Source organism: Catenuloplanes atrovinosus, assembly GCF_031458235.1.
GTDB lineage: Bacteria > Actinomycetota > Actinomycetes > Mycobacteriales > Micromonosporaceae > Catenuloplanes > Catenuloplanes atrovinosus.
On sequence record NZ_JAVDYB010000001.1, the window covers coordinates 6,958,592 to 6,972,200 of the forward strand.

The 13,609-nt window shown below is 75.4% G+C and carries 9 protein-coding genes, 1 pseudogene and 1 riboswitch; of the genes and pseudogenes, 1 reads left to right on the forward strand and 9 read right to left on the reverse strand.

Annotation, left to right across the window (positions count from 1 at the left end; all coding sequences use genetic code 11):
* The first annotated feature begins 5 nt into the window (after positions 1-5).
* The gene (locus J2S41_RS30950) at positions 6-4,958 is read left to right on the forward strand and encodes a hypothetical protein (protein WP_310372988.1); all 4,953 of its coding nucleotides are present in this window, start codon (positions 6-8) and stop codon (positions 4,956-4,958) included.
* Between the two features lie 40 nt (positions 4,959-4,998).
* Here the strand turns inward: J2S41_RS30950 and thiC are convergent, their stop codons facing one another.
* The 9 genes and pseudogenes from thiC to J2S41_RS30995 all read right to left on the reverse strand — a co-directional run bounded on the left by thiC (position 4,999) and on the right by J2S41_RS30995 (position 13,596).
* Positions 4,999-6,591: a phosphomethylpyrimidine synthase ThiC gene (thiC, locus tag J2S41_RS30955; protein WP_310372989.1), complete on the reverse strand. Its 1,593-nt coding sequence runs from the start codon at positions 6,589-6,591 to the stop codon at positions 4,999-5,001.
* A 24-nt stretch (positions 6,592-6,615) separates the two neighbouring features.
* Positions 6,616-7,404 (reverse strand): bifunctional hydroxymethylpyrimidine kinase/phosphomethylpyrimidine kinase, encoded by a 789-nt coding sequence (gene thiD, locus J2S41_RS30960; protein WP_310372990.1) that lies wholly within the window; start codon positions 7,402-7,404, stop codon positions 6,616-6,618.
* Positions 7,401-7,988, reverse strand: a complete 588-nt coding sequence (locus tag J2S41_RS30965; protein ID WP_310372992.1) for a thiamine phosphate synthase — start codon at positions 7,986-7,988, stop codon at positions 7,401-7,403. Before J2S41_RS30965 ends, thiD begins: the two co-directional genes overlap by 4 nt.
* Positions 7,989-8,077: 89 nt before the next feature.
* Positions 8,078-8,848, reverse strand: coding sequence for a thiazole synthase (locus J2S41_RS30970; RefSeq protein ID WP_310372994.1), 771 nt, complete (start codon positions 8,846-8,848; stop codon positions 8,078-8,080).
* A gap of 5 nt (positions 8,849-8,853) precedes the next feature.
* On the reverse strand, positions 8,854-9,054 hold the full coding sequence (gene thiS / locus J2S41_RS30975) for a sulfur carrier protein ThiS (RefSeq protein ID WP_310372995.1): 201 nt from the start codon (positions 9,052-9,054) through the stop codon (positions 8,854-8,856).
* Positions 9,045-10,232: a glycine oxidase ThiO gene (gene thiO / locus J2S41_RS30980; RefSeq protein WP_310372997.1), complete on the reverse strand. Its 1,188-nt coding sequence runs from the start codon at positions 10,230-10,232 to the stop codon at positions 9,045-9,047. The genes thiS and thiO overlap by 10 nt, the downstream gene beginning before the upstream one ends.
* A 128-nt stretch (positions 10,233-10,360) precedes the next feature.
* Positions 10,361-11,038, reverse strand: a pseudogene (locus tag J2S41_RS30985) (thiamine phosphate synthase); the annotation flags it as partial.
* Positions 11,007-11,115, reverse strand: a riboswitch (TPP riboswitch). (Overlaps the previous pseudogene by 32 nt.)
* A 128-nt stretch (positions 11,116-11,243) precedes the next feature.
* Positions 11,244-11,882 (reverse strand): Uma2 family endonuclease, encoded by a 639-nt coding sequence (locus J2S41_RS30990; protein ID WP_310372999.1) that lies wholly within the window; start codon positions 11,880-11,882, stop codon positions 11,244-11,246.
* A 37-nt stretch (positions 11,883-11,919) separates the two neighbouring features.
* Positions 11,920-13,596 carry an ABC-F family ATP-binding cassette domain-containing protein gene (locus J2S41_RS30995; protein WP_310373001.1) on the reverse strand — a complete coding sequence of 559 codons (1,677 nt, stop codon included), beginning with the start codon at positions 13,594-13,596 and terminating at the stop codon, positions 11,920-11,922.
* Positions 13,597-13,609: the final 13 nt, after the last annotated feature.

The window sequence follows — 13,609 nt, forward strand, 5'->3', positions numbered from 1 at the left end:
CCCACATGGCCATTCGGACCTGGGGCAGGGTGCTGCTGACGTCACTCGGAGTGAGCCTCCTGGTCGGCGCCGGGCAGCTCGGCATCGCGTTCGGGTTCGGCGTCCTCCGCTTCGGCCGCGCGTTCTCGGACGGCATCGAGAACCAGTGGTACGCACAGCTCACCTGGATCGCCTGGTTCGCGATCGTCGCCGCCGTCACCGGTGCGCTGGTCGCGGACCGCGCCGCCCGCCGCCTCGGGCACGACGGCGGCCCGCCCGCGCTCGCCGGGCTGGCGCTCTGCTCGTCGCTCGGCGCGGCCGGGGTCGCGCTGATCACCATGCCGGCCGCGCGCACGGCCCAGCTCACCGACGGCACCGACCCGGCCGGCGCGGTCGCGGTCGCCGCGCTGATCGGCGCCGCCGCCGGCCTGCCGCTCGCCGCGCTGGTGCTCTGGCAGCGTGCGTACGCCTGGGCGGTCGGCTCGCTCGTGGCCGCGGCCTGGCTACTCGGCGCCGGCTCGGCCGTGGCCTCGTTCGGCACCGGCACCGACCTGCCAGCGGTCCGCCTCGGCGTCCTCGACCCGGCCGCGTTCAGCACCGGCGTCGTGCAGCGCCTCGCGGTCGTGGTGATGCCGTCGCTCGCGCTGGTGGCCGGCGCCACGATCGGCGCGATCGCCCGCCGGCGCGACCGGCACACCGCGATCGTGGCCACGTCCGGCCTGCTCGCGCCGGCGCCGCTGGCGATCGCCTACCTCGCCGCCGGGCCGGGCGGCGCGACCGACGCGTACCAGGCGGCGCCGTTCTGGGGCTCGCTGGTCGCGCTGGCCGCGGGCATGCTGGGCTCGCTGCTCGCCGTGATCGCCCACCACACCGCCACCCAAAATCCAAATCACACCCCTCCGCCGGTACGTGGGGAGCTCACCGCCGCACCGGCGGCCCCACCGGGCAGCCCCTCCCCCGGCGACGCCGACTCGGACGGCCCGGACACCGCCGGTAAGCCGGACACCGCCGGTAGGGAGGCTCCGGCGGTGACGCCGGACGAGATCCTCGGCCCGGTTCCGGGGACGCGCGACACGGCTGGGACCTCGGCGGATCCGCTTGATCCCGGCACTCCGATAAGCTCCATCGGCTCGATCGGTACGGACAAACCGGTCAGCACAGGAAAACCGGCCACCTCGGGGGACCCAGACCACGCGGAAACGAAGGATGATGATCCACTCAGCAGGGAATCTCACAACTCCCGGGATTCCGAGCCGATTACCTTGATCTCTCCGACACTGGATGACGTGTTGTCTCCCAAGGAACGCGAAACGCAGGAAGAGGGCGGGAGCGACATGTTCACCCCCGAGACGAACAGCGGCGATCCCCAGCGGCACCCGTCCCCCTGGGACGACGCGGACCCGGGCCAGGAGCCCGACGGCCTGGACGACGCCTCCGCCTGGGCGGAGGCCGCCTCGCATCGCCCGAGCGGCCGCAGCGGTCTCGCCGACATCGAGGAGCCGCCGCCCGCGCTGGGCGCGCTCCGCGAGCCGACCGGCGCGTTCCGCCAGGCGAACTGGTCCGCCGCCTTCGGCGCCAACCAGCCGTGGGAACTCGACCAGGCCGAACGCGAACCCACCCCGTTCGAGCTCGCCGAACGCGCCCGCCGCGCCGAGGCCGACCGCGCCCTGGCCGCCGGCTCCGCACGCCCCGGCGACGACGAGGCCCAGGCTTCCCCGTCCGCCTGGGACCGGACGCCGGCCGAGCCGCGCGAATCCCGCCCGGAACGGGACGACGCGGACCGCGACGACGGCCCGGCCGAGGCCGGACGGACGATCACGATGGACTTCGGGGCCCCCGCGGACCAGGATTCCGAGGGTGGCGGCCTGGACACCCGGCTCGGCCCGTCCGGGCTGCGCGCCGAGTTCGCGGCCGGCATCCGCGCCGGATCCGAGCACACCACCGACCTACCCGGCGCCCCGGCCATCCTGCCCCCGCCCGCCCCCGGCCCGCCGCCGCCACTCCCCCCGGCCGCGAACCGCCCCGCACCGGCCCCCGAGACCCCCGCCGCCAACGCGCCGACCTCGGGCGCGCCGATCTCCGGCGCGCCGGTCTCCGCCACCCCCGTCTCCAGCGCTCCAATCTCCGGCGCCCCTGATTCCAGCGCTCCGATCTCCGGCGGGCCGATCTCCAGCCCTGCTGCCCCCGGCATGCCGGCCTCCAGCACGCCGGCCTCCAGCACGCCGACCTCCGGCACCCCGATCTCCAGCCCTGCCGCCCCCGGCACGCCGATCCCCAGCACGCCAACCTCCGGCGGGCCGATCTCCAGCCCTGCCGCCCCCGGCACGCCGATCCCCAGCGCGCCGACCTCCGGCGCCCCGGTTTCCACCGTGCCCGGCGCCCAGGTCTTCGGCGTCCAGATCCCCGACACGCAGATCTCCGGCGCTCCGGCCCCCGACGCTCCGACTTCCGGCACGCCGGTCTCCGGCAGCCCGGTTCCCGGCGTCCCCGTGCCGGGCCGACCGGTCCCGTCCTCGGATGCGCCGGCGGCGGGCGACTGGATGCCGGCGGGGCAGGCACGGGGTGGTCCGGCCGACGCCGCGCCTCCGGCACCGCCCGCGGCCGCGGCAGCCCCCTCCTACCCGGCCGATACGACGCCGACGGGGGACGCCGGTGCCGTGTTCGTGCCGGAGCCGGCGCGTGCGGTGCCGATGATCGAGCCGGAGTTCCGCGTCATTCCGCCTGACCCGCCCGCCGATGACTCGCCCACGGTCGCATCGCCCGTGCGGTCGGCTCCGGACGCACCGGCGGACCGGGGGCTCGGTGAGCGCCTGGCCGAGGTCCGGACCGGCGAGCCCGGCGACTTCTTCGCGCCGCACCAGCAGCCCGGTCCCCCGCAGGCCGTGGCGGCGCAGGGGGACGTCTGGTCCGGCACCGGCGAGCCCGAGCGGCGCGCTGATCAGCCGAGCGGGCCCGGTACCTCCGGTCCCGGTGACGGCTGGGCCGCCCGTCCGGAAGAACACGGTCGCGAGGAGAGCCGGTCCCCACGTCCCGAGCAGGGCCGCGAGGAGGCCGGCCGCCCGGAGGCGACCGAGGGTGCGGCGGCGACGCCGGCGTACCCGGCACGGGTCTTTCCCCGGATCTTCGAGCCGGTGGAGCCGCCGGCCGAGATGCCCTCGCTGTTCGAGTCGACGAAGCCGGCCACGCCGGCACCGTCCCTCTTCGAGCCGGTCCGGCAGCGGCTCACCGAGCCCCCGGCCGAGCAGCCCACGCCTCGCCCGGCCGACGGCCGGCAGACGAGCGGCCCATCCGGCGCCGAGACGGTCCCGCCCCGGCCCGGGGACGGCGCGCGCGCCGACTCCGGCACGCCGTGGCCGGCTGACACCGCCGGTGGCCCGGCGTCCGCGGCACTCCCCGCCGCCACGCCGCCGCGGGAGCCGTCGTCCCTGCCCCGGTTCGCGGTGAGCCGGCCGGAGAACAGCTCGGTCGCCGGCTCGTTCCCGGAGCGGTTCGCTTCCGGTCCGGCGGCGGGCGACGCCGCACCGAGGCCGGACGCCCGGCCCTCGAACACCACCGCCGGCACCGCCGACCAGGGCACCCCTGTCCCGCCGCGGTTCCCGGCATCCCCGCCGAGCCCGGCCGCGACCGACCCGGCCGGCTCCGCCGCGCCGTGGACCGGCGGCGACACCGCGCAGCCACACGCCCCCGGTCCCGCCGCACCGTGGACCGCCGCGACCGGCGGCGACACCGCACAGTCGCACCCCGCCGATCCCGCCGCGCCCTGGACCGCCGCGACCGGCGGCGACACCGCACAGCCACACGCCGCCGATCCCGCCGCACCCTGGACCGCCGCGACCGGCGGCGACACCGCACAGCCACACGCCGCCGATCCCGCCGCACCCTGGACCGCCGCGACCGGCGGCGACACCGCGCAGCCACACGCCCCCGGTCCCGCCGCACCGTGGACCGCCGCGACCGGCGGCGGCACCGCGCAGTCGCACCCCGCCGGGGACAGCGAGGACCGCGCGCAGGCCGCGCCGTGGACCTCCGGTTCGCCCGGGGCCGGCACCGCCGAGCAGCCGGCTGCCGGCGACCCGTCACGGTGGGAGACCACCGGTCAGCAGCCCGTTCCGCCGGGCGCCTTCGGTGGCGAGGCCCCGTGGGAGACCGGTCCCGGCCTCGCCCGGCAGCCGGCGCCGGCGCGCCCGGTGGAAGCGTTCGAGGGCGACGGCCCTGCTCCGTGGGAGGCCGGCGCCGGGCAGACGCCGCGCTTCCTGGCCGGTGCCGACGACGGCAGCATGCAGCCGCACTTCCCCGCGCCGTGGCCCGCCGATCCCACGACGGCCGGACCTGCGGCGGGGCCGGCCCCGTCGCACTTCCCGGCGAGCACCGCGGACGGCTTCCCCGCGCCCGGAGCCGACGTCTCCCGGGCGGCCGGAGCGGCGCGCCGGGACGACCCGATCGGCGCGCCCAGCAGCGGAAACACCGGTACCGAGCCGGTGCACGAGGGTGTCGTGCTGCCCCCGCGGGAAGTACGCCAGGAACCTCGCCAGGAGCCTCGCCAGGAGTCACGTCCCGCGCGCAGCCCCTGGGCGGCCGGTGACTCCTGGGCCGCGGACGACGCCTGGTCCGTCACCGACGACTGGACGCCGACCGCACCGGCCGCCGGCGCCCGTCCCGACCGCCCGGCACGCGACGACGGGTGGTCCGCGCCGGAGGAGCCGGCGAGCACCTGGTCCGCGCGCCCGTCCGAGCCCTGGAACGCGGACCCGCCCTACCCGGCCGGCGCCACGCCGCAGCCGCCCCCGCCCGCCCCGGCTCCGGAGGCGCCCGCCGAGCCGGATCCGGAGCCGCAGGCCGCGAAGCCGGAGAAGCGCCGCCGGGGCCTGTTCCGGCGGCGCAACCAGCCGGCGCAGCCGCCCGCGGCCGAGGCGGTCCCGCTGCGGGACGAGGAGTACGTGGACTGGGTCAGCGGCCTCGGCGACCGCTCGTCCGAATAGCGGTCGAAGGGGGTCCCGGAGCCCGGGACCCCCTTGATCGTCACGTCGTCGTCAGCGGTAGGTAGACCCGTCCGCCCGACGCGAGGAACTCCTCGCTCTTCGCGTGCATGCCCCGCTCCGCGTACCCGCGCAGTTCCTGGCTGATCTTCATGCTGCAGAACTTGGGGCCGCACATCGAGCAGAAGTGCGCGGTTTTCGCGGGCGCGGCCGGGAGCGTCGCGTCGTGGTACGACCGGGCCGTCTCCGGGTCGAGCGACAGGTTGAACTGGTCCTCCCAGCGGAACTCGAACCGCGCCTTGGACAGCGCGTCGTCCCACGCCTGCGCGCCCGGATGCCCCTTGGCCAGGTCCGCCGCGTGCGCCGCGATCTTGTACGCGATCACGCCCGCCTTCACGTCGTCCCGGTCCGGCAGCCCGAGGTGCTCCTTGGGGGTGACGTAGCAGAGCATCGCGGTGCCGAACATCCCGATCATGGCGGCGCCGATCGCGGACGTGATGTGGTCGTACGCGGGCGCGATGTCCGTGGTCAGCGGCCCGAGCGTGTAGAACGGCGCCTCGTGGCACAGCTCCTGCTGCAGGTCCACGTTCTCCTTGATCTTGTGCATCGGCACGTGCCCCGGCCCTTCGATCATGACCTGGACGTCGTGCTCCCAGGCGATCCGGGTCAGTTCGCCGAGCGTGCGCAGCTCCGCGAACTGCGCCTCGTCGTTCGCGTCCGCGATGGACCCCGGGCGCAGCCCGTCGCCGAGCGAGAACGTCACGTCGTACCGGGCCAGGATCTCGCACAGCTCCGCGAAGTGCGTGTAGAGGAAGTTCTCCTCGTGGTGCGCGAGGCACCAGGCCGCCATGATCGAGCCGCCGCGGGAGACGATGCCGGTGACCCGGTCGGCCGCGAGCGGCACGTAGGCCAGCCGCACCCCGGCGTGCACGGTCATGTAGTCCACGCCCTGCTCGGCCTGCTCGACCACGGTGTCCCGGAAGACCTCCCAGGAGAGCTTGACCGGGTCGCCGCCGACCTTCTCCAGCGCCTGGTAGAGCGGGACGGTGCCGATCGGGACCGGCGAGTTCCGCACGATCGCCTCGCGCGTCTCGTGGATGCGCTTGCCGGTGGACAGGTCCATCACGGTGTCCGCGCCCCAGCGGGTGGCCCAGCTCATCTTCTCGACCTCCTCCGCGATGGAGGAGCTGACCGCGGACGTACCGATGTTGGCGTTGACCTTCACCAGGAACGCCTTCCCGATGATCATCGGCTCGGTCTCCGGGTGGTTGACGTTCGCGGGCAGCACCGCGCGCCCGGCCGCGATCTCGTCGCGGACCAGTTCCGGCGGCACGCCCTCGCGGATCGCCACGAACTCCATCTCCGGTGTGACCACGCCGGCCCGCGCGTACGCGAGCTGGGTCGGCCGGTGCCCGGCGAGCGGCGTGCCGGGGCCGCGCACCGGGGCCACGTCGCCGCGCTCGGCGATCCACGGGCCGCGCAGCGGCGGCAGCCCGACGTCCGGGTCGCTGCCCGGCCCGGACGTGTCGTAGAGCCGCACCGGCTCGCTGCCGTCGGTCAGGTCGACCGCGGCGAACGGCACCCGGATGTCCGGCCGGGAACCATCCACATAGGACTTACGTCGTACAGCCGTCATGAGCTGCCTCCGTTCGAGGGGGAACTAGCCGAAGTGATCCAGTGGGCCGCGACCGCCGCCCACCTTCCAGGAACGCGCGCCGGTCAGCGCCGCGGTCACGTACCGCTTCGCGGTCTCCAGCGCGGTGAACAGGTCGTCGCCGTGCGCGAGCCGGGCCGCGACCGCGGCGGAGAACGTGCAGCCGGTGCCGTGGTCGTTGTCGGTCGGCACCCACGGCGAGCGCAGGTGACGGACGTCGTCGCCGGCCCACAGCACGTCGACCGCGTCGCCGTCCTCCTCGCCGCCGGTCACCACCACGTACCGCGCGCCGCCGGCCGCGATCGCCCGCGCGGCCGCGGCCATCTCCGCAGTCGTGGTCACGGAGGTGCCGGTCAGCGCGGACGCCTCGTCCCGGTTCGGCGTGGCCAGCAGCGCGTACGGCAGCACCCGCTCGATCACCGCCAGCGCGCCGAGCCGGTGACCGGAGGTGGCGTACAGCACCGGGTCGAGCACCAGGTTCGGCAGTTGCCCGTCGCGGGCGCGCGCGGCCACCTCGGCCGCCACGTCCGCGCCGCCCAGCATCCCGACCTTGACGGCCGCGACCGCCATGTCGTCCAGCACCGCGTCGATCTGCGCGCCGACCACCGTGGCGGGCAGCGGGTGCACGTCCACGACGCCGCGGGTGTTCTGCGCCGTGATCGCGGTGATCGCCGAGGTGCCGTAGGCGCGCATCGCCGCGAACGCCTTCAGGTCCGCCTGGATGCCGGCGCCGCCGCCCGAGTCGGAGCCCGCGATGGTCAGCGTCACCGGCGGCGTACCCGGTCCGGCGCTCATCGGGCCGGCTCCGCGACCGCGCCGATCAGCGTCGCGACCAGCGCGGCGGGGTCGGGCGCGCGCATCACGGCGCCCATCACGGCCACGCCGGCCGCGCCCGTGTCGACGCAGGCCCGGGCCGCGGCCGCGGTCTCGATCCCGCCGAGGGCGACGACCCGCGCGGCGGTACGGCCGAGGAGCCGGGCCAGCCCGGTCAGGCCGAGCTCCGCGTCGTACCCCGGCTTGGATCTGGTCCGGAAGATCGGCGAGACGGTGACGTAGTCCTCGGTGGTCAGCCGCGCCAGCTCCGCCTCGTCGTGGCACGAGCGCCCGACCAGCGGCAGCACCGGTGGCGGATAGGGACCGGCGGCGGCGAGGTGCACGGCGTCGCCGCCCAGCGGGTCCGGACCGGCCACGATCAGCCGCCCGCCGGCCGGGGCCAGGATCGCCCGCAGTTCGTCCGCCAGCGCCCGCCGGGCATCCGCCGGCAGGTCCTTCTCGCGCAGCAGCACGCGGCGCGCGCCGCCCTCCACCGCCCGCGCGATCGTGCGGACCAGCCCGTGCCGCGCCTGCGCCCGGTCCGTCACCACGATCAACCCGTTCATCGAGCATTCATCACCCTGGCGAAGGGGTCGATGCCCGGCACGACTCGGCCGGCTGGATGTCCTGGGGTGGGGACCAGGTGGAAGAACGCTCACAGGTCCGGCCGCCCCTCGTCCGGCGTGGAGGCGAGCGCGTGGAAGCGGCGCGGAATCCGTCCGGCGTGTGCCGCCAGGTAGCCCGCCTCGACCGCGAGGCGCATCGCCGTGGCCATCCGCTCCGGGTCCTCGGCCCTGGTCACGGCGCTCGCCAGCAGCACCGCGTCGCAGCCGAGCTCCATCGCCAGCGCGGCGTCCGACGCGGTGCCGACGCCCGCGTCCAGGATCACCGGCACGGAGACGGCCTGGCGCAGCAGCCGGATGTGGTGCGGGTTGCCGATGCCCAGGCCGGAGCCGATCGGTGAGCCGGCCGGCATCACGGCCGCGCAGCCCGCGTCCGCGAGCCGACGGGCCAGGATCGGGTCGTCGTTCGTGTACGGCAGCACCGTGAAACCGTCCGCGACCAGCCGTTCCGCGGCCGGTACCAGCTCCACGCCGTCCGGCAGCAGCGTGCGCTCGTCACCGATCACCTCAAGTTTGATCCAGGCGGTGCCGAACGCCTCGCGCGCCAGGTGCGCCAGCTTGACCGCCTCCACCGCGGTACGGCAGCCGGCCGTGTTCGGCAGCAGCCGCACGCCGGTCCGCGCCACCACGTCCAGCAGCCCATCGGAGGCTTTCTGCGCATTTATCCGGCGGAGGGCGACCGTCACCAGCTCCGTGCCCGACGCCTTGATCGCCCGTTCCAGCACGTCGAGGTTCGCCGCGCCGCCGGTCCCCAGGATCAGCCGTGAGCCGAAGCGCTCGCCGCCCACCACGAATCCGTCCATCGTCCTCACCCGCCCTGCGCCGCACTGAGCACCTCGATGCGGTCGCCGTCGGACAGCGGCGTCTCCGCCCACCGCCCGCGCGGCACCACCTCACCGTTGACCGCGACCGCCACGCCGCTGCTCCGGCCGCTCAGCTCCGCCACCGCGTCCGCGACCGTCAGCCGCTCGGCCAGGTCGCGCTCGTCACCGTTCACCGTCACGCGCACGCCGGCGCCCTCCGTTCCGAGAATCTCTCCGCCGCGAACGCCGCCGGCGGGGCCGTACCGTCCAGCAGCAGCGCCGTGATCAGGTCCGCGGTCACCGGCGTGAGCAGGATGCCGTGCCGGTAGTGGCCGGTCGCGACCACCACCTCGCGGCTCGCCGCCGTCCACCGCCCCAGGATCGGCCGGTTGTCCGGCGAGCCCGGCCGCGCGCCGGACTGCGCCTCCACCAGCGCGTACTCCTCGATCTCCGGGACCAGCTCGGCCGCCGCGCGCAGCAGGTGCAGCACCGCACCCGCGGTCACCGCGCCGTCCGCCCGCTCGTGCGCGGTCGCGCCGACCACCACCTCGCCGGTGCGCCGGGGCACCAGATAGACCTCGTGGCCGTCCGCGTAACCCCTGATCACGTGTGTGAAGCCGGGCTCGCCCGGCGCCCGCAGCCGCAGCACCTCGCCGCGCACCGGCCGCACCGGCAGCCCGGTCAGCGCCGCCGCACCGCACCCGGCCGCGACCACCACCCGGTCCGCGTAGACCTCGCACACGTCCGCGACCCGCCGCCGCACGAACCGCACGCCCGCCCGCGAGGCCGCGACCCGCAGCGCCGCCGTCATCCGGCGCGGATCCACCTGATGGTCGTCCGGGATCAGCGCGCCGCCCCGCACCCTCGGACTCAGCACCGGCTCCCGCGCCCGCATCGCCGACGGCGTCAGCGGTTCCACGGCAAGACCGAGTTCCCGCTGGTACGTGACGAGCCGCGTCGCGGTCGCCAGGTCGTCCGCGGTCAGCGCCACCGCGAGCGTCCCCTCGGCCCGGTAGCCGACCTCGGCGCCCGCGGCCGCCTCCAGCTCCGCCGCGAACCCGGGCCAGCGCGCGGCCGAGTCCACCAGCAGCGCGGTCAGCTCCGCCTCCCCGAAGTAGGCCTCGCCGATCGGCGCCAGCATCCCGGCCGCCACCTCCCAGGCCCCGCCCGCCTCCCCGAGCGCGGGCCGCACGCCGGCGCCGCTCGCGTCCCGTCCGGCGCCGGCGGACCTGCGACCGGCGGGGTCGTCGTCCGGCGGGATGGCGTCGTCGTAGACGGCGACGTCGAGGCCGCGCTGGGCGCACCGCCAGGCGATCGACAGCCCGATCGGCCCGCCGCCGACGATGCCGAGGTCGACCCGCCCGGCCCGGCGTCCGGCGCTCATCGCGCCCCGTCCCTCGCCGCTCGCCGCCGGGACCGCTCACCGTCCGTGCGGCCCTCGACGTCCGCGGCCCGGCCGCGTTCCGGCGGGCCCGCCGGGCCGTCGATCCGCGCCCCCGCCACCGCGTCGGCCAGTTCCCGGAGCAGGCCGAGGGTGGCGCGGCCCGGGTCGGCCGCGTCGCTGACCGCGCCGACCACCGCCACGCCGTGCGCGCCCGCGGCGATCAGCTCGGGCACCCGTACCCGCGTGACCCCGGCGATCGCGATCACCGGAACCGGCACCGCGCCCGCGACCGGGGCGAGCCCGCCCGGCCCGAGCGGCGCGGGCAGCCCGCTCTTCGTGGTGGTCGCGTAGCAGGGGCCCACGCCCAGGTAGGACGCGCCGTCCGCGACCGCGGCACGCCCGGTGTCCGCGGCCCGCGCGGTGGCGCCGAGGATCGCGCCCGGCCCGAGCACCCGGCGGGCCGCCGCGACCGGCAGGTCCAGCGCGCCGACGTGCCCGCCCGCCGCGCCCACCGCGAGCGCCACGTGCAGCCGGTCGTTGACCAGGCAGGTCGCGCCCGCCGCCGCGCACAGGTCGCGGACGCGGAGCGCGAGCTGGTACGTGTCCAGATCGGTGGCGTCGTCCTCGACGCGCACCTGCACGACGAGCGGGCCGGTCACCGCCCGGACGTCGTCGCCGGCCGCGGCGTGGGCCGCCAGCGCGGCGCGCACGCAGCCGAGCGGATTCCGCCCGGGCCGGGTGTCGGTGATGAGATGCAGTCGTCCTAGGGTCGAGTCCACATCGTCCACTCCTCCCTGCGCCGGCATGACCCGGATCAGGTTCGACGGTCGGGGGCTGCAGCCCCCCTCTCAGCCCGGTGCACCGGACTCCCGTGGGGTTGTTGTGTTCCGTGGCCGACCATACGCCGACGATTACACAGACGTAAAGTCCCGTGACGCAGCGCTCAAGGCCTTGCTCAGCCGGCCACGGGCGGCCACCATCACGCGCGCGGGACGAGGGACCGCACCGCGATCAGCGTCGAGGGCCCATCAGGACCGCCGGATCCATCTCGACATGGATCATCGTGCGATTGATGTCGATCACGAGCGGAAGCTTGTGCGACCGACCCGCCTCGTAGATATTCGACTCCCACTCACCGTCATCCCCGAGAAGGCTCACCACCACCGCGGGAACGGGCCCGAAATGCTCTTTCCACGCACGCAATTCCAGCCGCCAATAGCATGGAATCCGCGCCTTGGCATAGAGCCTCGACTTCTTCACCCGGTCGTCGGACGAATTGGACGGGGAGACCACCTCGATGACCGAGTGGACCAGTTCCGCCGGAACCCCGCGCGGAAACTCCTCCAGGTCAGCGGTGGTCACCATCAGGTCCGGCACCAGGCCGTCACCATCCGGCATCCGCACCGCCGACGCGGTGATGACCTCGGCATCGTGCGTGAGCAACGGGTCGATCAATCGGCCGAGCCGGTCGGCGGCTCGGTTGTGCTCCGGGGTGGCCGGCGGAGTCACGGTGAGAACACCTTCCAAAACCTCATAACGCAACCCGTCATCGGGCAGCGTAAAAAGCGTGTCCACGGTGAACGGAGGGCGCGGCAGGGAGAAACCACCCCGACCCGACTCCAACGTCACCATGCCGGTCACCTCCCTCACGAGCGCCAGTATCCCACCGCCCACCCGCACGCGGGGGTCAGCGAACGTCCCAGACGGGCTCCACGGTCTCGACCACCTCGCCGTCGCCCTGGAAGAGGATGAACCGGTCGAACGAGCGGGTGAACCAGCGGTCGTGGGTGACCGCGAGGACCGTACCGTCGAAGGCCTTCAAGCCCTCCTCCAGCGCCTCGGCCGAGGCCAGGTCGAGGTTGTCGGTCGGCTCGTCGAGCAGCAGCAGCGTGGCGCCGGAGAGCTCGAGCAGCAGCACCAGGAAGCGCGCCTGCTGGCCGCCGGAGAGCGTGCCGAAGAGCTGATCGCCCTGCCCGGCCAGCTCGTACCGGTTGAGCACCCGCATCGCGCCGTGCCGGTCCAGGCCGGAGCGGTGCTCGTCGCCGCGCCACAGGATCTCGACCAGCGTCCGGTCGCGCAGCTCGGGGCGGTCGTGCGTCTGCGAGAAGTGGCCGGGCCGCACCCGCGCGCCGAGCCGCGCCACGCCCTCGTGCGCGACCGGCTCCAGCACCACGCCGGAGATCGGCTTGCTCTCCGGCTCCGGGTCGGTGCCGCCGCGCGCCAGCAGGCGCAGGAAGTGCGACTTGCCGGTGCCGTTCGCGCCGAGCACGGCGACCCGGTCGCCGTACCAGACCTCCAGGTCGAACGGGTACGTCAGCCCGTCCAGCTCCAGCTGCTCGCAGATGATCGCGCGCTTGCCGGTGCGCCCGCCGCCCAGGCGCATGCTGATCTCCTGGTCCTTCGGCGGCAGCGGCGGCGCGCCGGCCTCCTCGAACTTCCGCAGCCGGGTCTGCGCCGCCTGATAGCGGGACGCCAGGCCGTCGTTGTACGCAGCCTTGTTCTTCAGCGTGAACACCAGCTCGCGCAGCTTGGCGTGCTCCTCGTCCCAGCGCCGCCGCGCCTCCTCCATCCGCTCGTGCCGGGCGCCGCGGGCGGCGTGCCAGCTGGCGAACCCGCCCGGATGCGTCCACGCGCCGCCGCCCTCGACCGCCACCACCCGGTCCGCGGTCTGGGCCAGCAGCTCGCGGTCGTGCGACACGTACAGCACGGACTTTCCGGACTCGCGCAGCCGCGCCTCCAGCCAGCGCTTCCCGGGTACGTCCAGGAAGTTGTCCGGCTCGTCCAGCAGCAGCACCTCGTCCGTGCCGCGCAGCAGCAGCTCCAGCGCGAAGCGTTTCTGCTGGCCACCGGAGAGCGTGGCCACCGGCCGGTCCCGGACCCGGTCCCACGGGAGCTTGAGCGCGGCGACGCTGGCGGTGTCGAACGTGACCTCCGCGTCGTACCCGCCGGCCTCGCCCCAGGCGGCCAGCGCGGCGGCGTACCCCATCTGGGTCTTCTCGATCGTGGCGGCGCTCGCGCCGCGCTCCTCGGCGGCCCGCATCGCGGACTCCGCGGCGGTCAGGCGCGCGCCGGCCTCGCGCAGTGCGGGCGGGGACAGCGAGAGCGCCAGGCTCCCGAGCGTGGTCTCGTCCGCGATCATGCCGATGAACTGCCGCATCACGCCGAGCCCGCCGACCCGCGCGATCGCGCCCTCGCGCACGGCCAGGTCCCCGGCGATCATGCGCAGCAGCGTCGTCTTGCCGGCGCCGTTCGGCCCGACCAGCGCGATCTTGGCGCCCTCACCCACGCGGAACGAGACGTCCGCGAAGAGCACCCGCCCGTCCGCCAGCGTATGCCCGACTCCGGCCACGTCCACATATCCCACGGCCGGATAATCA

Excerpts from the sequence above, each read along its gene's own strand:
- J2S41_RS30950 (WP_310372988.1), top strand. The coding sequence starts at position 6 with ATGGCCATTCGGACCTGGGGCAGGGTGCTGCTGACGTCACTCGGAGTG.
- thiC (WP_310372989.1), bottom strand. The coding sequence starts at position 6,591 with ATGACGGCTGTACGACGTAAGTCCTATGTGGATGGTTCCCGGCCGGAC.
- thiD (WP_310372990.1), bottom strand. The coding sequence starts at position 7,404 with ATGAGCGCCGGACCGGGTACGCCGCCGGTGACGCTGACCATCGCGGGC.
- J2S41_RS30965 (WP_310372992.1), bottom strand. The coding sequence starts at position 7,988 with ATGAACGGGTTGATCGTGGTGACGGACCGGGCGCAGGCGCGGCACGGG.
- J2S41_RS30970 (WP_310372994.1), bottom strand. The coding sequence starts at position 8,848 with ATGGACGGATTCGTGGTGGGCGGCGAGCGCTTCGGCTCACGGCTGATC.
- thiO (WP_310372997.1), bottom strand. The coding sequence starts at position 10,232 with ATGAGCGCCGGACGCCGGGCCGGGCGGGTCGACCTCGGCATCGTCGGC.